At 72.3% G+C, this 18965-nt stretch carries 16 protein-coding genes and 1 tRNA gene; 10 read left to right on the forward strand and 7 right to left on the reverse strand.

Going from position 1 to position 18965, the window contains the following annotated elements:
• Nucleotides 1-24: 24 nt before the first annotated feature.
• The 4 genes from KUM38_RS01215 to KUM38_RS01230 all read right to left on the reverse strand — a co-directional run bounded on the left by KUM38_RS01215 (nt 25) and on the right by KUM38_RS01230 (nt 3590).
• The gene (locus KUM38_RS01215) at nt 25-354 is read right to left on the reverse strand and encodes a rhodanese-like domain-containing protein (RefSeq protein ID WP_217127376.1); all 330 of its coding nucleotides are present in this window, start codon (nt 352-354) and stop codon (nt 25-27) included.
• A gap of 52 nt (nt 355-406) precedes the next feature.
• A complete protein-coding gene (locus tag KUM38_RS01220) occupies nt 407-1246 on the reverse strand; it encodes a J domain-containing protein (RefSeq protein ID WP_217127353.1) in 840 nt (279 codons plus the stop codon).
• Between the two features lie 87 nt (nt 1247-1333).
• Nucleotides 1334-2773 (reverse strand): DUF2252 domain-containing protein, encoded by a 1440-nt coding sequence (locus KUM38_RS01225; RefSeq protein ID WP_217127377.1) that lies wholly within the window; start codon nt 2771-2773, stop codon nt 1334-1336.
• 151 nt (nt 2774-2924) lie between these two features.
• On the reverse strand, nt 2925-3590 hold the full coding sequence (locus KUM38_RS01230; protein WP_217127354.1) for a ScbR family autoregulator-binding transcription factor: 666 nt from the start codon (nt 3588-3590) through the stop codon (nt 2925-2927).
• Nucleotides 3591-3834: 244 nt separating this feature from the next.
• On the opposite strand from KUM38_RS01230, the gene KUM38_RS01235 reads away from it, so the two are divergent.
• Together KUM38_RS01235 and KUM38_RS01240 are read left to right on the forward strand one after the other, a co-directional pair.
• Nucleotides 3835-4794 carry a ScbA/BarX family gamma-butyrolactone biosynthesis protein gene (locus KUM38_RS01235; RefSeq protein ID WP_217127355.1) on the forward strand — a complete coding sequence of 320 codons (960 nt, stop codon included), beginning with the start codon at nt 3835-3837 and terminating at the stop codon, nt 4792-4794.
• Nucleotides 4791-5717: an NAD(P)-dependent oxidoreductase gene (locus KUM38_RS01240; protein WP_217127356.1), complete on the forward strand. Its 927-nt coding sequence runs from the start codon at nt 4791-4793 to the stop codon at nt 5715-5717. Before KUM38_RS01235 ends, KUM38_RS01240 begins: the two co-directional genes overlap by 4 nt.
• Before the next feature lie 26 nt (nt 5718-5743).
• Here KUM38_RS01240 and KUM38_RS01245 read toward each other — a convergent pair whose 3' ends face one another.
• Together KUM38_RS01245 and KUM38_RS01250 are read right to left on the reverse strand one after the other, a co-directional pair.
• The gene (locus KUM38_RS01245) at nt 5744-6412 is read right to left on the reverse strand and encodes a response regulator (RefSeq protein ID WP_374227025.1); all 669 of its coding nucleotides are present in this window, start codon (nt 6410-6412) and stop codon (nt 5744-5746) included.
• Nucleotides 6400-7683, reverse strand: a complete 1284-nt coding sequence (locus tag KUM38_RS01250; RefSeq protein WP_254396483.1) for a sensor histidine kinase — start codon at nt 7681-7683, stop codon at nt 6400-6402. Before KUM38_RS01250 ends, KUM38_RS01245 begins: the two co-directional genes overlap by 13 nt.
• A 182-nt stretch (nt 7684-7865) precedes the next feature.
• On the opposite strand from KUM38_RS01250, the gene KUM38_RS01255 reads away from it, so the two are divergent.
• A complete protein-coding gene (locus KUM38_RS01255; protein ID WP_217127357.1) occupies nt 7866-8612 on the forward strand; it encodes an ABC transporter ATP-binding protein in 747 nt (248 codons plus the stop codon).
• The gene (locus tag KUM38_RS01260) at nt 8606-11062 is read left to right on the forward strand and encodes an FtsX-like permease family protein (RefSeq protein ID WP_217127358.1); all 2457 of its coding nucleotides are present in this window, start codon (nt 8606-8608) and stop codon (nt 11060-11062) included. The genes KUM38_RS01255 and KUM38_RS01260 overlap by 7 nt, the downstream gene beginning before the upstream one ends.
• Nucleotides 11063-11385: 323 nt before the next feature.
• Here KUM38_RS01260 and KUM38_RS01265 read toward each other — a convergent pair.
• Nucleotides 11386-11469: transfer RNA gene (locus KUM38_RS01265), tRNA-Leu, on the reverse strand.
• Nucleotides 11470-11976: 507 nt separating this feature from the next.
• Here KUM38_RS01265 and KUM38_RS01270 point away from each other — a divergent pair.
• The 6 genes from KUM38_RS01270 to pknB all read left to right on the forward strand — a co-directional run.
• Nucleotides 11977-12819 carry a DUF3662 and FHA domain-containing protein gene (locus KUM38_RS01270; RefSeq protein WP_217127359.1) on the forward strand — a complete coding sequence of 281 codons (843 nt, stop codon included), beginning with the start codon at nt 11977-11979 and terminating at the stop codon, nt 12817-12819.
• Nucleotides 12820-12829: 10 nt separating this feature from the next.
• Nucleotides 12830-13339 carry an FHA domain-containing protein gene (locus KUM38_RS01275; protein ID WP_217127360.1) on the forward strand — a complete coding sequence of 170 codons (510 nt, stop codon included), beginning with the start codon at nt 12830-12832 and terminating at the stop codon, nt 13337-13339.
• 141 nt (nt 13340-13480) lie between these two features.
• The gene (locus KUM38_RS01280) at nt 13481-15025 is read left to right on the forward strand and encodes a Stp1/IreP family PP2C-type Ser/Thr phosphatase (RefSeq protein ID WP_217127361.1); all 1545 of its coding nucleotides are present in this window, start codon (nt 13481-13483) and stop codon (nt 15023-15025) included.
• A gap of 27 nt (nt 15026-15052) precedes the next feature.
• Nucleotides 15053-16501: an FtsW/RodA/SpoVE family cell cycle protein gene (locus KUM38_RS01285; protein ID WP_217127362.1), complete on the forward strand. Its 1449-nt coding sequence runs from the start codon at nt 15053-15055 to the stop codon at nt 16499-16501.
• Nucleotides 16498-17964, forward strand: a complete 1467-nt coding sequence (locus tag KUM38_RS01290; protein ID WP_217127363.1) for a penicillin-binding protein 2 — start codon at nt 16498-16500, stop codon at nt 17962-17964. Before KUM38_RS01285 ends, KUM38_RS01290 begins: the two co-directional genes overlap by 4 nt.
• Before the next feature lie 168 nt (nt 17965-18132).
• The coding region (gene pknB, locus KUM38_RS01295) for a Stk1 family PASTA domain-containing Ser/Thr kinase (RefSeq protein WP_217127364.1) at nt 18133-18965 on the forward strand (833 nt) is incomplete at its 3' end.

Consider the following 18965-nt stretch of genomic DNA (forward strand, 5'->3'; position numbering starts at 1 on the left):
GCCGGGCGTCCGCGGGAGGGGCCGCTACAGCACGTGCCCCGGCGTCCCGTCGTCGGTGACGACGGGACGTCCGGCGGCCTCCCACACCTGCATGCCGCCGTCCACGTTCACGGCGTCGACGCCCTGCTGGGCCAGATACATGGTGACCTGTGCCGACCGTCCGCCGGAACGGCAGATCACATGGACCCGGCCGTCCTGCGGCGCGGCCTCGGTCAGCTCGCCGTAGCGGGCCACGAACTCACTGAGGGGGATGTGCAGCGCCCCCGCGGCATGACCGGCCTTCCACTCGTCGTCCTCGCGGACGTCCAGCAGGAAGTCGCCGTCCTCGAGGTCCGCGACCCGGACCGTGGGCACACCAGCTCCAAAACTCATGCCCCCGACGCTACCCGACCGGGCAGGTCCCGGCTCAGGCCAGCAGCGCCGCCAGCTCCGCCTCGCGCTCGGTCACCTGGGTCCGCAGCTGCTCGGCGATCTCCTCGAGGAGCCTGTCGGGATCGTCCGGGGCGAGGCGGAGCATCGAGCCGATGGCGCCTTCCTCCAGTTCCCTGGCGACCAGCGTGAGCAGTTCCTTGCGCCGGGCGAGCCATTCGAGGCGGGCGTAGAGCTCCTCGCTCGCGCTCGGGACGCGCTTCAGCTCCGGTCCCGCGGCCCACTCCTCGGCGAGTTCGCGCAACTCGTCCTCGTTGCCGCGGGCGTAGGCGGCGTTGACGCGGGTGATGAACTCCTCGCGGCGCGCGCGTTCCTTGTCCTCCTGCGCCAGGTCCGGGTGGGCCTTGCGGGCGAGGTCGCGGTAGAGCCTGCGGGCCTCCTCGCTGGGCCGCACCCGCCGTGGGGGCCGCACCGGCTGGTCGGTGAGCATGGCGGTGGCCTCGGGGAAGAGGCCGTCGCCGTCCATCCAGCCGTTGAGCAGCTCCTCGACGCCGGGGATGGGCATCAGCCGGGCGCGCGCCTCGTCGGCCCGGCGCCGGTCCTCGGGGTCGTCGCTGCGGGCGGCCCTGGCCTCCAGGATCTGGGCGTCCAGTTCCTCGAGCCGGGCGTACACCGGGCCGAGCTTCTGTTCGTGCAGCCGGGAGAAGTTCTCGACCTCGACGCGGAAGGTCTCCACGGCGATCTCGAACTCGATCAGCGCCTGCTCGGCCGCGCGTACGGCCTGCTCCAGCCGCTCCTCGGGCCGCGCCGCACCACCACCGCCGGGGGTCCGCTCCGCGCCGGCGCCGCCACTCTGCTCACCTTCCGAGGTCGTCACCCGGACAGCGTAGGTCACCCGCCCGGCACGCCACACTCCGGCGGCACGCTCCCCGGCCGGGCACGCGCGCCTGCCCCGGACGCCCGCTCACACCCCCGTCTCCGCCGCGATCCGTCCCGACCGCACCGCGGTCACCAGGTCCGTGTGGTCCGCCTCGGTGCGGTCGGCGTAGGCGACGGCGAAGGCCGCCACCGCCTCGTCCAGTTCGTCGTTCTTGCCGCAGTAGCCGGCGATCAGGCGGGGATCGGCGCTGTGGGAGTGGGCGCGGGCCAGCAGGGCGCCGGTCATCCGGGCGTAGTCGTCGACCTGGTCGGCGGCCAGCGCGGCCGGGTCGACGCTGCCCTTGCGGTTGCGGAACTGGCGCACCTGGAAGGGACGGCCGTCGACCGTCGTCCAGCCCAGCAGGTTGTCGCTTATCACCTGCATCCGCTTCTGGCCGTGGACCACCCGCATGCCCTCGTGGACGGCCTCGGGGACGTCGAACCCGGCCGTCAGCAGATGCGGCACGAGGGCCGAGGGGCGGGCCTCCTTCACCTGGAGGACCAGGGGCTCGCCCCGGTGGTCGAGGAGCAGCACGACGTACGAGCGGGTGCCCACGCTGCCGGTGCCGACGACGCGGAACGCCACGTCGTGCACCGCGTGCCGGGCCAGCAGCGGGTGGCGGTCGGGTGGGAGCGTGCCGAGGTACTGCTCCAGCGAGGCGGCCACCGCGGCGGCCTCGCCGTCCGGTATGCGGCGCAGGACCGGCGGCGCGTCGACGAAGCGGCGTCCGCCGTCCCCGGTCGTCTCGGTGGACCTGGCCGCGAACCGGCCGCTGGTGTTCGCGCGGGCCTTCTCGGAGACCCGCTCCAGGGTGCCCAGCAGGTCGTGGGCGTCGGTGTGGGAGACCAGTTCCTCGTCCGCGATGGCGTTCCAGGCGTCCAGCGCCGGCAGCCTGGACAGCAGCCGCATCGTGCGGCGGTAGGCGCCCACGGTGTCGTGGGCCGCGGCGCGGCAGGTGTCCTCGTCGGCGCCGGCCTCGCGCCCGGCGAGCACCAGGGAGGTGGCGAGCCGCTTGAGGTCCCATTCCCAGGGGCCGTGCACCGTCTCGTCGAAGTCGTTCAGGTCGATGACCAGTCCGCCGCGCGCGTCGCCGTAGAGACCGAAGTTCGCCGCGTGGGCGTCGCCGCAGATCTGGGCGCCGATCCGGGTCATCGGCGTGCGGGCCAGGTCGTACGCCATGAGGCCCGCGGATCCGCGCAGGAAGGCGAACGGTGTCGCCGCCATCCTGCCCACCCGGATCGGTGCGAGCTCGGGCAGCCGGCCCCGGCTGGACTCCTCGACGGCGCTCAGGGCGTCGGGGCGGGAGGCGTCCAGGTCGAGGGTGGCGTGTGCCCCGCGGGGGACCTGCCCGCGCAGGGCCTTGCCCTCGTCCCTGGGGCTGCCCTCGGCGGGCCACTCGGCGAATCCCGGCACCCGCGGCAGCCGCCGCACCGGGGCCGTACCCCCGGTCCCGGTCGCACCGGCGGGCTCACGAGTCCCGGGCATCCCGGCAACAGCTTCGGTCACGGCGACCGCCTCCCCCGTACACCTACGTGCCGTACACACGCGTCGACATCGATCGTGCCGACCGTACAGCCGACGGCCGAAACGCGTCAGACCCTGTGGACAACTCCGCCGGTGTGGAGAAGTCCGGGCCCTACCCGGCTTCCGCCACCTCTGACCCCACCGGCAGCGGCCGCCCCTCGGCGAGCAGCCGCCCGGCGCGGTCCTGGGAGATGTCCAGCCGGGCCAGCACGGCCGGAACGGCCACGCCCGGCAGCATGTGGTGGAACAGCACGGTGACCCGGTGCTCCAGGTCCTGCCGCTGGCAGCGCAGCTGCGACAGGAGCTGCACTCCGGAGAAGCTCGCGACCAGCAGTTCCGCCGTCTCCGTCGGGTCGACGTGCGGCAGCAGTTCGCCTCCCGCCTTCGCCTCGGCCAGGGTCCGGGTGGTCTGGTCGATCCACATGCCGAACGCCGGGGTGCGGTCCAGTCCCAGCGCCCCTTGGTCCAGGGCCAGTCCGACGCTGGCCCGCACCAGTGGCTCGGTCCGCAGCCGCAGCGCCAGCACCAGGCCGGAGTCGACGAGTTCCTGCAGCTTGCTGGACTGGGGCGGCAGGGAGATCGCGAGCTGCTCCTCGAACACGCCGAGCGCCAGCTCCTCCTTGGAGCCGAAGTGGAAGTACAGCGCGCCCTTGGTGACCCCGGCCCGCTCCAGGATCTCCCCGATGGTCGCCGAGGTGTAGCCGCGTTCGTCGAAGACGGCCGCCGCCGCCTCCAGAATGGTCCGCCGGGTGCGGATCGCGCGCTCCTGTCGCGCCATCGGTGCCTCCTGATCTGGGTGGATCTCATGGATCTCTCGGGTCGCACCGTGCAGTCGGCGTGAAGCCGCCGTGAAGCCGCCGTGCGGCCTGTCGTGCTTGCGCGGGCGCGTGGGTTCGTCTCCGGCGGTGTGGATCACCCTTGGAAAAAAACCAACTCGTCCGTATCTTAGTGCGAACCGACCGGGGGGCCGATGACCGATCCCCGGGGTTCCTCACGCCGCAGCCGGATTCCTGGAGCGCACCATGGAGGATCAGACCGGACAGCGGGGCGCGCCCGCACACACCGTCGGCAGACCCGGTGCCCGCACCCGGGTCACGACGGAACTCGCCCACCGCCCCCGCGCGGAGGACGTCTTCCCGGTCGAATGGCTCCGGCTCTCGGACGTCCGCTTCCGCGTCACCGCCCGCTGGCCCGCCGACCACACCTTCTTCGGTCCCGTCGACGACCGCCACCAGGATCCGATGATCATCGGTGAAACGTTGCGTCAGACCTCGATGGCCCTCGCCCACGCGGAGTTCGGCGCCCCGGCCGACACCCACTTCGTCATGCGGGACCTGGACATCTCCACCGACCCGGACCGACTGCTGCTCGCGGACGCGGACGAGCCGGTCACCGTCGACGTCGTCTGCTCCGAGGTCCGCCGCCGGGGCCGGGGCCTGAACAGCATGCGCACGACGATGGAGTTCCGCCGCGCGGGACGTCTCGTCGCCCGGGGCACCGGCAGCACCGGCTGCACCTCCCCGGCCGCCTACCGCCGCCTGCGGGAACGCCAACTGACTGCCCGGATGGCCCGAATACCGCTGCCGGAACCGGTCTCGCCCGAACTGGTGGGCCGCCACCGCGCGGAGGACGTCGTCCTCGCCCCCGCGGACCGGCCCGGCTCCTGGCTGCTGCGCGCACACACCGGGCACCCGGTCCTCTTCCCGCGCCCCAACGACCACGTTCCCGGCATGGTCCTGTTCGAGGCGGCCCGCCAGGCCGCGACCGCGTCGTCGGGCCGGCTGCCCTTCCTGCCGTCCGAACTGTCCGTCTCCTTCAGCCGCTACGCCGAACTGGACAGCCCCTGCCGGCTCGACACCGAGGTGCTCGACAAGGGCGAGGACGGGGTGACGGTGCGGGTGTCGGGCACACAGGCCGGCCGGTCCGTCTTCGCCACCACCCTCACCTGCGCGCCCACAGCCCCGGTACGGTCCCTGCCGTGACCGTCGACTTCCTGATCACCGGCGCGACGGGCTTCATCGGCAGCCGGGTCGCGGCAGCGGCCCTCGAACGCCCCGAGGTCCGCGTCCGCTCGCTGTCCCGCCGTACGCCGTCCGAGCGGCCGGACTCCGGGACGGTGCCCGGTGATCTCGCCGATCCGCCCACTCTGCACGGCGGTTGCGCCGGTGTCGACGTCCTCGTCCACTGCGCCTCCCGCGTGGGCGGCGACCCGGAGTCCGTCGCCGCGGTCAACGACCTCGGTACGAAGGCCCTGGTGGAGGAGGCCGTACGAAGCGGAGTGCGCCGGATCGTGTACGTGAGCACCGCCGCCGTCCACGGCCGGGGCCCCTTCCGGGGTGTACGGCCCGGTGAGGCCCCGATCGCGCCCGTTTCCGCCACCAGCCGCACCCGCGCGGCGGCCGAACGGCATGTCCTCGACGCGGGCGGCCTGGTGCTGCGCCCGCACCTGGTGCACGGCGAGGGCGACCGCTGGGTGATCCCCGGACTGGTGGGGCTGCTGCGGGAGTTGTCCGCGACCGTGTCCGGCTGCGAGGCGCTCCAGTCGATGATCGACGTCGACACCCTGGGCCGGGCGGTCGTCGCCGCGGCACTGTCCCCCGGCCACGGCCCCGGCACCCACTACGTCGCCCACCCGGACCCCGTCCCCGCCTCGGAGCTGCTCGCGGCCGTGTGCGAGCGGGTGGAACGGCCCGGCGACGGCGCCTCGGTGGACGAGGCCACCGCCCGCGCCCGGGCCGCCGGGTCCCCGCGTGCGCTGCATCACCTGGGCATGCTCACCGTGGACCACTGGTTCGCGGACGACGCCTTCTGGAAGGACCTGGACTGCTCACCGGGTGAGGGGTTCGCCCGCACGTTCGCGCGGTCGGCGCCCTGGTACCGGTCGTACGTGACGACCGGCCGGTAAGAGAACCGTCCGGTCGGTCTTCAGGGTCACGCCCGGAGGTACGCCAGCACCGCGAGGACACGCCGATGCGTCTCGTCCGTCAACGGCAGGTCCAGCTTGGTGAAGATGCTGCCGATGTGCTTGCCGACGGCGGCCTCCGACACCACCAGCTCACGGGCGATCGCGCCGTTGGACTTGCCCTGCGCTATCAGCGCCAGCACCTCCCGCTCCCGCGGGGACAGCCGCTCCAGCGGGTCACGGCGGTGGCGCAGCAACTGCCGTACGACCTCGGGGTCGACCACCGTGCCGCCGTCCGCGACCTGGCTCAGCGCGGTCACGAACTCCTCGATCTGACCGACCCGGTCCTTGAGCAGATAGCCGATGCCGGTGCCGTCACCGGAGTCCAGCAGGTCGGAGGCGTACCGGCGCTGCACGTACTGGCTGAGCACGAGAACGGGCAGCGTGGGCCGCTCGGCGCGCAGCCGCACGGCCGCGCGCAGGCCCTCGTCCTGGAAACCCGGGGGCATCCGGACGTCCGTCACCACGATGTCGGGTTCGTGTCCACCGACCGCGGCGACCAGCGCCTCGGCGTCGCCGACCGCCGCGACGACCTCGTGCCCGCACTGCTGGAGCAGGCCGATCAGGCCCTCCCGCAGCAGCACGCTGTCCTCGGCCAGCGCGACGCGCAGTGCTCGGCCGTCTGTCAGGGGGAGCAGGGGGCGCAAGGGATCTCCACACGCAGCAGGGTCGGTCCACCCACCGGACTGGACAGGGTGAGTCTGCCATCGAGCACCGACACCCGGTCGGCGAGTCCGGTCAGCCCGCTGCCCTCCCCCGCCCGCGCGCCGCCCCGCCCGTCGTCGCGGACCTCCAGCAGCAGCCGCCCGTCGTGGTGCCCGCCGTCCACCCGCGCGCGGCTCGCCCCGCTGTGCCGGGCGACGTTGGCGAGCGCCTCGCACACCACGAAGTACGCGGCGGCCTCGACCGGCGTGGGCAGCCGGCCGGTGAGATCCAGGTCCACGTCCACGGGTACGGCGGACCGGTCGGCGGCGTCGGCGACCGCGGCCTCGAGCCCGTAGTCGGCGAGGACCTGGGGGTGGATGCCGTGGATGAGCTCCCGCAGCTCCTGAAGCGCCCGGCCCGCCTCGTCGTGGGCCTTGGCGAGCCGGTCGGCGAGTGGCCCGGGCGGCGCTTCCAGGCGGGCCAGGCCCAGCGTCATCGTCAGGGCGACCAGACGCTGCTGGGCCCCGTCGTGCAGATCGCGCTCGATGCGCCGCCGTTCCGCCTCGAAGGCCTCCACCAGCCGCACCCGGGACCGGGTCAGTTCGGTCACCCTGGCGTCCAGGCCGGTCTCGCGCGGGGCGAGCAGCAGCCGGGTCAGCCCCGCGCGGGCGCCCGACGCGACGCCCAGCAGGTAGGCGCCCAGGGCGAGCAGGACGATCCCGAGCAGGGCGGCACCGGCCGCCGCCGGCCAGGTGGTGACCGTCCACAGCTTGATGACCTTCGCCTCCCTGCCGTCCCCGGCCGTGGCCATCAGCAGCGGGGTGGCGGTCACGGCCGCCGGGAAGAGCAGACCGACCGTGAGCACGAGGGCGTCGACCGGCCACAGCAGACCTGCGAACAGCAGGGCGTGACCGAGCTCCCGCCAGGTGGCCCGCTCCCGCAGCCGGGCGGTCAGCCAGACCCGCAGGCCGGGAGCGGCGGGCGGCAGGTGCGGGTCGGGTGCCGGATCGCGGTCGACCAACCGCAGCCGCCACCGCTCCAGCCGGGCCACCGGTATGCCCGCGAGGGCGGTGCCGAGCAGCAGCGGAAGCCCCACCAGGGCTAGCGCGAGCACCCCGCCGGCCACCACCGACACGACGATGCCCACGAGCACCACCGCGCCGGTCACCGCACCGGTGAGCAGATATCCGGCCGAGCGCCACGGCCACGCGGACAGCGCGTAACCGGGACGGGACATGGCCTGCCAGGAATTTCGAGGCTGCATGCGAATCACCGTAGAAGTCGGCGCCGTGCGGGGCCATCGGCCCAGGCGGAGGCTTCGGGGTATGCCTGGCCCTACCTTTTTTCTCGTCCCTGCCGCACTGCGCCGACCGGCTCCCGGACGGTTTCGTTTCCCTCGGACGACCAGCCCGGCAACGACCGGGCCCGGACAGGGGAGTGGGGCACATGAGCCAGAGGAACGGCGACGCGGTCGTCTTGCACCGGGTGAGCCGGCGGTACGGGTCGGGCGACGGCGCGGTGAGCGCACTGGACGAGGTCTCCCTCACCTTCCCGCGCGGGAGTTTCACCGCCGTGATGGGCCCGTCCGGCTCCGGCAAGTCGACACTGCTGCAGTGCGCCGCGGGCCTCGACCGGCCCACCTCGGGCTCGGTCACCGTCGGCGGCACCGAGCTGACCGGGCTCGGTGAGAGACGGCTGACCCTGCTGCGCCGCGAGCGCGTCGGCTTCGTCTTCCAGGCGTTCAACCTGCTGCCGGCGCTGACCGCCGAGCAGAACGTCGCCCTCCCGCTACGGCTGGCCGGCCGGCGCGTACCGCGGGCCCGGATCCGTGAGGCACTCCACCAGGTCGGACTCGGCGACCGCGCCCGGCACCGGCCCGCCGAGCTGTCCGGCGGGCAGCAACAGCGCGTCGCCCTGGCCCGTGCCCTGATCACCCGCCCCGATGTGCTGTTCGCCGACGAACCGACCGGCGCGCTGGACTCCCGCACCGGACACGAGGTGCTCACGCTGCTGCGCGGCATGGCCGACCGCGAGGGACAGACGGTCGTCATGGTGACCCACGATCCGGTGGCCGCCTCTCGTGCCGACCGTGTGGTCTTCCTGGTCGACGGCCGCGTCCACGGCGAGCTGGCCGGGGCGGGCGCCGACGCCGTCGCCGCGCGGATGACCGGGCTGGAGGCCGTGCCGTGCTGAGCCTCGCCCTGCGCACCCTGCGCGCCCGGTGGATCACCTTCGCCGGCAGCTTCACCGCCCTCGCGCTGGGCGTGGCCCTCCTCACCGTCATGGGACTCGCCCTCGCCTCCTCCCTCGACGCTCCCGCGCGGGAACCGGAGCGGTTCGCCGCCGCCCCGGCCGTGGTCAAGGGCGCGGACACCCTGCGCGTACCGACGCCGAACGGCGAGAAGACCGAGGGACTGGCGCACCCGCGCGCGGTGCCGGCGGCGACCGTCGCGAAGCTGCGCCGGCTCGGCACGGTCGTCGAGGACCGCTCCTACCCCGTCCGCGCCAAGGGCGGCCCCGGCGAGCTGACCGGCCACCCCTGGTCCACCGCCCCGTACGCCCCGTACGCCCTCGAGACGGGCCGTGCGCCCCGCGCGGACGACGAGGTCGTCGTCAGCGGCGACTGGGCACGCCCCGGCACGCGGGTGCGCACGGACCACGGCACCGTGCGGGTCGTGGGCACGGTGGCCGGCCGCGGCTTCGAGCACGCCGTCTTCCACACCGACGCGCGCGCCGCCGAGCTGTCCCCGACCGTCGTCCAGCTGGTCGTCGACGCCGACCCGGCCGCCGTACGGGAGGCGGTGCGCGGAGCCGCGGGCGTCCGGGTCCTCACCGGGGACGACCGCCGGTACGCCGACGCGGATCCCGAACGCGACAGCAAGGCGCTGACCGCGATGAACGCCCTGTTCGGCACGGCGGGCGGGGTCTCCGCCTTCGTCTCGGTGTTCGTGGTGGCGTCCACCTTCGCCTTCGCGGTCGACCGGCGGCGCCGGGAGTTCGGGCTGCTGCGCGCCGCGGGGGCCACGCCCGGTCAGATACGGCGCATGGTGGCCGCCGAGTCCCTGCTGGTCGGGGTGCTCGCCTCGGCCGCCGGCTGCGGGCTCGGCGGGTACGCGGCACCCTTGCTGGCCGCGTGGGTGGTCGACGTGGAGCTGGCGCCGGGCTGGTTCACCATCGGCGACGCGGGCTGGCCGTACCCCGTGGCGTTCTGGACGGGGCTCCTCGTCGCCCTGAGCGGTGCCGTCGTGGCCTCCTGGCGGGCGGGGCGCACGGGCCCCGTCCAGGCGCTGCGCGAGGCGTCCGCCGACAACGGGGCCATGACGCGGGGGCGGCTGCTGTGCGGCACGGCCCTGCTGCTGACCGCCGGGGTGACGCTCGCCGTGGCGCTGCTCGGCGATCCGGGCGACCTGCTGCACCGCAAGACCTACATCACCCGGCCCATGCTGCTGATCACCGCCGCCGCGCTGCTCGCCCCGCCGGTGGTACGTCCGCTGGCCCGGCTGCTGGCCTGGCTTCCGGCCCGGCTGCCGGGGGCGGTCGGCATGCTGATGCGGGAGAACGCGGCCGCCGGGGCGCGCCGTACGGCCGCGGTCGCGGCGCCCGTGCTGGTGACGGTCGCCCTCGCGGGCTCGCTGCTCGGCACCACCGCCACCCTGGACCGCGCCAGGGCCGCCGAGACGCGGGAGCGGACCACCGCGGCGTTCGTCGTCACGGCCGCGGGAGACGGGGCCTTCGACGCGCGGACCCTGGAGCGGCTGCGCGCGGTGCCCGGCGCACGGGTGTCGGCGAGTGCGCCGAGCGCGGTGTACGTCCTGGAGGAGGGCGTGGCGCTGATCAGGTCCGAGGCCCGGGCCGTCGACCCCGGGGCGCTGGCGGCCACCGCGCGGCTGCCGCTCGCCGCGGGGAGGGTCGCCGGCCTCGACGACGGCTCGATCGTCGTCAACGAGGAGTGGGAGCGGCACACGGTCGGGCAGCGCGTACGGGTGTGGCTCGGGGACGGCACGGAACGGACGCTGCGGATCGCCGCGGTGATGACCACCGGCACCGGCGACAACGGCGTCTACGTCACCCCGGCCAACGCGCCGGGCGCGCGCGTGGACCGGGTGGACGTCGCCCTCGCGGACGGTGCCGACGCACGCGCGGTGGCCGCCGGTCTGGAGCGGGCGGTGCGGCCCTTCGGTGGTCAGGTCCGCGCCGGGGACCGGTGGGCGGCCGCCTCGGCCCCCGGGAGCGAACGCACCACCCGTTACGGCCTCCTGCTGGTCCTCGGCATCGCCCTGCTCTACACGGGCATCTCCCTGGCCAACACCATGGTCATGGCGACCTCCGACCGGGTCCGCGACCTCGCGGTACTGCGGCTGGCCGGGGCCACGCGGTGGCAGGTGCTGCGCATGGTGGGCGCGGAGTCGCTGACGGTGGTCGCGGTCGGCGCGGTCCTGGGCCTGGCCGTGACCGCCCTCAACCTGGCCGGTACATGGGGAGCCCTGTTTCTGCTCTCGGTCCCCGCCCCGATCGCCCTCCCCTGGTCCACGCTCGCCGCCGTCACGGCCGCCTGCGCCGTACTCGCCACGGCCTCCGCGGTCGCCCCCGCCGCCCTCGCCCTGCACCGGCCCGCGCCGGAGTCGGCGGGCATCCGCGAGTGACCCTTCCCGGACCGGCGGGCATCCGCGAGTGCCCCCTCCCGAACCGGCGGGTGTCCGTGGATGAGCCCGTAAGCCCCGCTCCGGAACCGGCGGGTGTCCGCGAGTGAGCCCGCGAGGCCCGCTCCGGATGTCCCGTCGGCGCCCTCCCCGCGTGCTTCCGAGGGCCTTCGGAGACCCTCACCACACGCTCCCGAGGGGGAACGGAACGCCACTCCACGAAGAAAAGGATCATGAGATGTTCCTCACACGCCACCCGGCCGCCGCACTCGCTCCGAGCACGCGAAACGGGCGGCATCCGAGGGATGCCGCCCGTTTCGACGGTGTGCGCGAGGGGGGAGTTGAACCCCCACGCCCTTGCGGGCACTGGAACCTGAATCCAGCGCGTCTGCCTATTCCGCCACCCGCGCATTGGGTGTGTCTTCCGCGCCCTGCCCCTTTTGGGGCCCTGCGCCTTCCGACACCCAGAACATTAGCACGCTGGTCGGGATGGATTCACATCCCTTTCCCCGCGGCCGTCCCACCGCCCCCCACCGGCCCCCACGAGCCCGGATCGCCCCGGCCGGCCTCCCCCGGGCCCCGATGTCGCGGCGGTGACCGCTTCACGTATCAACCTCGTACCGGTAGTCCCCGTCTGTACAGGAGCCGGACGGAGTCCACAGCCGGGTGCGGGACACTGGTCTGCGGCCCCCTCTACGATCCATGGCAGAACGACGCGCACGAGCACGACCGAAGGAGTTCGAAGAGAGGCCCCGGAGGGAACTTCGTCAGGCGTCGACACCCGTCGACCGGGCCGACAGGGGGAACCAGCCGATCGACCGGCGCGTGGATACGATCAGTAAGCAGTACCAGGTAGGCGGTGCACGAAACGGTGCGCCGGGCAGTACACAGGACGGCAGCGACGGAGGAGGTGCCCCATGGGAGTCCTGAAGAAGTTCGAGCAGCGTCTCGAAGGTCTGGTCAACGGCACCTTCGCCAAGGTGTTCAAGTCCGAGGTACAGCCCGTGGAGATCGCGGGAGCGCTCCAGCGGGAGTGCGACAACAACGCCACCATCTGGAACCGCGACCGCACCGTCGTACCCAACGACTTCATCGTCGAACTGAGCACCCCGGACTTCGAGCGGCTCAGCCCGTACTCCGGCCAGCTCGGCGACGAGCTCGCCGGCATGGTGCGCGACTACGCCAAGCAGCAGCGCTACACCTTCATGGGCCCCATCAAGGTGCACCTGGAGAAGGCGGACGACCTCGACACCGGCCTGTACCGGGTCCGCAGCCGTACGCTCGCCTCCTCCACCGGCCAGACCCCCGGCGCTCCCGGCGGCGCACCGCCGGCCGGCCGCCCCGGCGGCTACGGCTACCCGTCGGCCGGCCCCGCGGGCGCCCCGCCCATGCCGGCCGCGCCGCCGCCCGGCGGTGGTTACGGCTACCCGCAGCCCGCGGGCGGCCAGCGGCCACCCGCCGCCCCCGCGGCCGGCGGACGCACCCGCTACTGGATCGAGATCAACGGCACCCGCCACCAGATCTCCCGTGCCACCCTCGTGATGGGCCGCAGCACCGAAGCCGACGTGCGGATCGACGACCCCGGCGTCTCCCGCCGGCACTGCGAGATCCGGACCGGAACGCCCTCGACGATCCAGGATCTCGGATCCACCAACGGCATCGTGGTGGACGGGCAGCACACCACCCGCGCTACGCTCCGCGACGGCTCGCGGATCGTCGTGGGCAGCACCACCGTTATCTATAGGCAAGCCGAAGGGTGAAGCGGGGGCAATGTCAGAGCTGACCCTCACGGTCATGCGGCTGGGGTTCCTGGCCGTACTGTGGCTGTTCGTGATCGTGGCCGTGCAGGTCATCCGGAGTGACCTGTTCGGCACCCGTGTCACCCAGCGCGGATCACGGCGGGACGCCGGCCGGCCGCAGCAGGCCGCCCGCCAGGCACCTCCGCAGCAGCGCCAGCAGTCCGGCGGCGGCCGCCGCGGCCGCAACACCCCCACCAAGCTGGTCGTGACCGAGGGCACCCTCACCGGCACCACCGTCGCCCTCCAGGGCCAGACCATCACCCTGGGCCGGGCGCACGACAGCACCATCGTGCTGGACGACGACTACGCCTCCAGCCGCCATGCCAGGATCTACCCGGACCGCGACGGCCAGTGGATCGTCGAGGACCTGAGCTCCACCAACGGCACCTACCTGGACCGGACCCGGCTGACGACCCCCACACCGATTTCGCTGGGCGCACCGATCCGCATCGGCAAGACCGTCATCGAGCTGCGGAAGTAGTGCTACACCAATGAATGAGCGCGAGCGGAGCGAGCACGCAGTGGGGGTCCCCACCCAGGGTCCCGGCGCGCTCCCGACCGGAGGGTGGGCAGTGTGGCTCGACACGACCGGCTGTACCCGGAGCCGACTGGCGAGGTGCGCATGAGCCTGTCTCTGCGCTTCGCCGCCGGATCGCACAAGGGCATGATCCGGGAGGGCAACGAGGACTCCGGTTACGCCGGTCCCCGCCTGCTCGCCATCGCCGACGGCATGGGCGGCGCCGCCGCCGGCGAGGTCGCCTCCTCCGAGGCGATCTCCACCATCGTCGCCCTCGACGACGACGTCCCCGGCTCCGACGTGCTCACCTCGCTCGGCACCGCCGTCCAGCGCGCCAACGACCAGCTGCGCATGATGGTCGAGGAGGACCCCCAGCTCGAGGGCATGGGCACCACCCTGACCGCCCTGCTGTGGACCGGTCAGCGCCTCGGCATGGTGCACGTCGGCGACTCCCGCGCCTACCTCCTGCGCGACGGCGTCCTCACCCAGATCACCCAGGACCACACCTGGGTGCAGCGTCTGGTCGACGAGGGCCGGATCACCGAGGAGGAGGCCACCACCCACCCGCAGCGCTCCCTGCTCATGCGGGCCCTCGGCAGCGGCGAGCACGTCGAACCCGACCTGTCCATCCGCGAGGTCCGGGCCGGCGACCGGTACCTGATCTGCTCCGACGGCCTGTCCGGCGTGGTCTCCCACCAGACCCTCGAGGAAGCCCTGGCCAGCTACCAGGGTCCCGAGGAGACCGTCCAGAACCTGATCGAACTGGCCCTGCGCGGCGGCGGCCCCGACAACATCACCGTGATCGTCGCCGACGTCCTGGACCTCGACACCGGTGACACCCTCGCCGGGCAGCTGTCCGACACCCCGGTCGTGGTCGGCGCCGTGGCCGAGAACCAGAACCAGCTCTCCGACAACGGCATCATGCAGACCCCCGCCGGCCGCGCCTCCGGTCTCGGCCGCCGGCGCCAGGAGGGCGGCGGGGGCGAGTTCGGCCCGCCCGGCAGCGGCGACATCACCGGCTTCATCCCCACCGACGGCTTCGCCTACGGCGACGACGACTTCGTCAAACCCGCCAAGAACCGCCGGTGGCTCAAGCGGTCCGTCTACAGCCTGCTCGCGCTCGCCGTCCTCGGCGGCAGCATGTACGGCGGCTGGCGCTGGACCCAGACGCAGTACTACGTCGGCACCAACGGCGAACACGTCGCCCTGTACCAGGGCATCAGCCAGGACCTGGCCTGGGTCTCCCTCTCCGAGATCGAGAAGGACCACCCGGAGATCGAACTCAAGTACCTGCCGCCCTACCAGCGGAAGCTGGTCGAGGCGACCATCGCCGACGGCGACCTCTACGGCGCCCGCGCGAAGATCGAGGAACTGTCGGTACAGGCCTCCGCGTGCAAGAAGCAGGCCGAGCGGCGCTCCGCCGAGAGCGAGAAGAACGCGAAGACCGGCGAGGGCGAGGCCGGAGGCACCACGGGAACCACACCCGCCTCCTTCACGTCCAAGGCCTCGCCGACGCCGAACCCCTCGGGCTCGACGAAGGCCCCGGAGCAGTCCACGACCCCGTCCACGACCGCCGCACCCACTCCCAGCCCCGGCCCCAGCCTCTCGGAGGAGGAGCAGAAGGTCGTCTCGCTGTGCGGTAAGCAGTAGGCAAGCCGTGAGAGGCCCTGTCACACGATGAGCAGTACTACCAACCCGTCGACGCAGCACACGTCCACGATCGGCGCGATCGGCGCACCCAGCCGCCGCAACACCGAGCTCGCGCTCCTGGTGTTCGCCGTCGTCATCCCGGTCTTCGCCTACGCCAACGTGGGGCTGGCCATCAACGACGAGCTGCCCACCGGGCTGCTGAGCTACGGCCTGGGCCTCGGCCTGATGGCGGGCGTCGGCCACCTCGCCGTACGGAAGTTCGCCCCGTACGCGGACCCGCTGATGCTGCCGCTGGCCACCCTGCTCAACGGCATCGGCCTGGTCGCCATCTGGCGCCTGGACCAGTCGAAGCGGCTGCAGGCGAGCAGCACGTTCGTCGAGGCGGCGCCGCGCCAGCTGATGTACTCCGCGCTCGGTGTCGGCCTGTTCATGGCCGTACTGTTCTTCCTCAAGGACCACCGCGTCCTGCAGCGCTACACCTACATCTCCATGGCCGGCGCGCTGATCCTGCTGCTCCTGCCGCTGGTCCCGGGCCTCGGCCACAACGTCTTCGGCGCCAAGATCTGGATCAAGATCCCGGGTCTCGGCACCCTCCAGCCCGGCGAGTTCGCCAAGATCGTCCTCGCGGTCTTCTTCGCGGGCTACCTCATGGTCAAACGCGACGCCCTGGCCCTCGCCAGCCGCCGCTTCATGGGGCTCTACCTGCCCCGCGGCCGCGACCTCGGCCCGATCATCGTCGTCTGGATCATCTCCATCCTGATCCTGGTCTTCGAGACCGACCTCGGCACCTCGCTGCTGTTCTTCGGCATGTTCGTGATCATGCTGTACGTCGCCACCGAGCGGACCAGCTGGATCGTGTTCGGCCTGCTGATGTCCGCGGCCGGCGCCGTCGGCGTGGCCAGCTTCGAGCCGCACATCCAGACGCGTGTGCAGGCCTGGCTCGACCCGATGCGCGAGTTCGAGCTCAGCCGCGCCGGGGTCCAGGACGGCATCGTCCACTCCGAGCAGGCCATGCAGGCCCTGTGGGCCTTCGGCTCCGGCGGCACCCTCGGCACCGGCTGGGGCCAGGGCAACTCCGACCTCATCGGCTTCGCCTCCAACTCCGACTTCATCCTCGCCACCTTCGGCGAGGAGATCGGCCTGGCCGGCGTCATGGCGCTGATCCTGCTCTACGCGTTGATCGTGGAACGCGGCGTGCGCACCGCCCTCGCCGCCCGCGACCCGTTCGGCAAGCTGCTCGCCATCGGACTGTCCGGCGCCTTCGCGCTCCAGGTCTTCGTCGTCGCCGGCGGCGTCATGGGCCTCATCCCGCTGACCGGTATGACGATGCCCTTCCTGGCGTACGGAGGCTCCTCCGTCATCGCCAACTGGGCGCTGATCGGCATCCTGCTCAGGATCAGCGACACCGCCCGCCGTCCGGCGCCCGCCCCCGCCACCAACCCCGACGCCGAGATGACCCAGGTGGTCCGCCCGTGAACAAGCCCCTGCGCCGGGTCGCGATCTTCTGCGGCCTGCTCATCCTCGCCCTGCTCATCCGGGGCAACTGGCTGCAGTACGTCCAGGCCGACAAGCTGGCCTCCGACGACGAGAACCGCCGCGTCAACATCGAGCGCTACGCCACCCCGCGCGGCAACATCATCGTCGACGGCAAGGCGATCACCGGTTCCGTCGAGTCCAAGAGCGGCGACTACAAGTTCAAGCGCACCTGGACCGACGGCGCCATGTGGGCGCCGGTCACCGGCTACTCCTCGCAGGCCTTCGGAGCCAACCAGCTGGAGAAGCTGGAGGACGGCATCCTCACCGGCAACGACGACCGGCTCTTCTTCCGCAACACCCTCGACATGATCACGGGCAAGCCGAAGGAGGGCGGCAGCGTCGTCACCACCCTCGACGCCGCCGCGCAGAAGGCCGCGTACGAGGGTCTCGGCGACAAGAAGGGCGCCGTCGCCGCGATCGAACCGTCGACCGGCAAGATCCTGGCGCTGGCCTCCACGCCGTCCTACGACCCGTCGAAGTTCGCCGGAACCTCCGACAAGGACGCCGAGGCCTGGAAGAAGGTCCAGAAGGAGAACAACCCCGACGACCCGATGCTGAACCGGGCGCTGCGCGAGGCCTATTCGCCGGGCTCCACCTTCAAGGTGGTCACCGCCGCGGCGGCGCTGGAGGAGGGCTTGGTCACCGACATCGACGCCAAGACCGACACGCCGGAACCGTGGATCATGCCGGACACCACCACGCCCCTGCGCAACCACGGGAACATCCGCTGCGAGAACGCCTCCCTGCGAGAGTCCCTCAGGGTCTCCTGCAACAGCGTCTTCGGCAAGCTCAGCCACGAGGTCGGCAACGAGAAGATGATCGAGTACGCGGAGAAGTTCGGCTTCAACAACCCCGAGCTGGACACCCCCGTCCGCGCCGCCGAGAGCGTCTTCCCCGAGGACAACCGGTCGCAGAACGCCATGGCCGGCATCGGCCAGGCCTCCAACCGCGCCACCCCCCTCCAGATGGCCATGGTCACCGCGGCCATCGCCAACGACGGCAAGCTGATGAAGCCGTACATGGTCGACCAGCTCAAGGCCGCGAACCTGGACACCATCGAGACGACCGAACCGCAGGAGCTGTCCCAGCCCGTCTCCTCGGAGAACGCGCAGAAGATCCAGGAGATGATGGAGACCGTCGTCGAGGAGGGCACCGGAGGCAACGCCAAGATCGACGGCGTCACCGTCGGCGGCAAGACCGGTACCGCCGAGCGCGGCATCAACAACAGCGAGACGCCCTACGCCTGGTTCATCTCGTACGCCAAGACCGACGAGGGTTCCCCGGTCGCCGTCGCCGTCGTCGTCGAGGACAGCAACGCGACCGGTGCCGACATCAGCGGTGGCGGTCTGGCCGCACCGATCGCCAAGGACGTGATGGAAGCGGTCATCAAGGGCAAGCAGTGACCCCCGTCACGTTTGCTTCACATCGGTGCACGTTGCGGTACCGGTCCCGTATCGGCTGACGCACTTGGCCAGGTCACACAAAAAGAGCCGGGTACGGTAGGCCCGGACGGCAGCCTCCGGCGGCACGCGTGTGCCGCCCGGGACCGACGGAGAGGGCTGGTAGTAGCTATGGAAGAGCCGCGTCGCCTCGGCGGCCGGTACGAGCTGGGCCCGGTGCTCGGCCGTGGTGGCATGGCGGAGGTTTACCACGCGCATGACACCAGGCTCGGGCGCCAGGTGGCGGTGAAGACGCTGCGTGCGGATCTCGCACGCGATCCGTCCTTCCAGGCCCGGTTCCGCCGGGAGGCCCAGTCGGCCGCCTCGCTCAACCATCCCGCGATCGTCGCGGTCTACGACACGGGCGAGGACTACATCGACAACGTGTCGATCCCGTACATCGTCATGGAGTACGTCGACGGCTCCACACTCCGTGAGCTCCTGCACAGTGGCCGCAAGCTGCTGCCGGAGCGCACGCTGGAGATGACCATCGGCATCCTCCAGGCCCTGGAGTACTCCCACCGGGCCGGCATCGTCCACCGCGACATCAAGCCCGCCAACGTCATGCTGACGCGCAACGGCCAGGTCAAGGTCATGGACTTCGGCATCGCCCGCGCGATGGGCGACTCCGGCATGACGATGACCCAGACCTCGGCCGTCATCGGCACCGCCCAGTACCTCTCGCCGGAGCAGGCCAAGGGCGAGCAGGTCGACGCGCGCTCCGACCTGTACTCCACCGGCTGCCTGCTGTACGAACTGCTGACCGTCCGGCCGCCCTTCGTGGGCGACTCCCCGGTCGCGGTCGCCTACCAGCACGTACGGGAGGAACCGCAGCCGCCGAGCGTCTTCGACCCCGAGATCACGCCCGAGATGGACGCGATCGTGCTGAAGGCGCTGGTCAAGGACCCCGACTACCGGTACCAGTCGGCCGACGAGATGCGCGCCGACATCGAGGCATGCCTCGA

It is taken from the genome of Streptomyces sp. AC558_RSS880, assembly GCF_019049255.1.
In the GTDB taxonomy this organism is placed as follows: domain Bacteria; phylum Actinomycetota; class Actinomycetes; order Streptomycetales; family Streptomycetaceae; genus Streptomyces.

Bases quoted from the DNA above. Each gene is read 5' to 3' on its own strand.
- KUM38_RS01225 (WP_217127377.1), bottom strand. From the start codon at position 2,773: ATGCCCGGGACTCGTGAGCCCGCCGGTGCGACCGGGACCGGGGGTACG.
- KUM38_RS01230 (WP_217127354.1), bottom strand. From the start codon at position 3,590: ATGGCGCGACAGGAGCGCGCGATCCGCACCCGGCGGACCATTCTGGAG.
- KUM38_RS01235 (WP_217127355.1), top strand. From the start codon at position 3,835: ATGGAGGATCAGACCGGACAGCGGGGCGCGCCCGCACACACCGTCGGC.
- KUM38_RS01250 (WP_254396483.1), bottom strand. From the start codon at position 7,683: ATGCAGCCTCGAAATTCCTGGCAGGCCATGTCCCGTCCCGGTTACGCG.
- KUM38_RS01255 (WP_217127357.1), top strand. From the start codon at position 7,866: ATGAGCCAGAGGAACGGCGACGCGGTCGTCTTGCACCGGGTGAGCCGG.
- KUM38_RS01270 (WP_217127359.1), top strand. From the start codon at position 11,977: ATGGGAGTCCTGAAGAAGTTCGAGCAGCGTCTCGAAGGTCTGGTCAAC.
- KUM38_RS01275 (WP_217127360.1), top strand. From the start codon at position 12,830: ATGTCAGAGCTGACCCTCACGGTCATGCGGCTGGGGTTCCTGGCCGTA.
- KUM38_RS01280 (WP_217127361.1), top strand. From the start codon at position 13,481: ATGAGCCTGTCTCTGCGCTTCGCCGCCGGATCGCACAAGGGCATGATC.
- KUM38_RS01285 (WP_217127362.1), top strand. From the start codon at position 15,053: ATGAGCAGTACTACCAACCCGTCGACGCAGCACACGTCCACGATCGGC.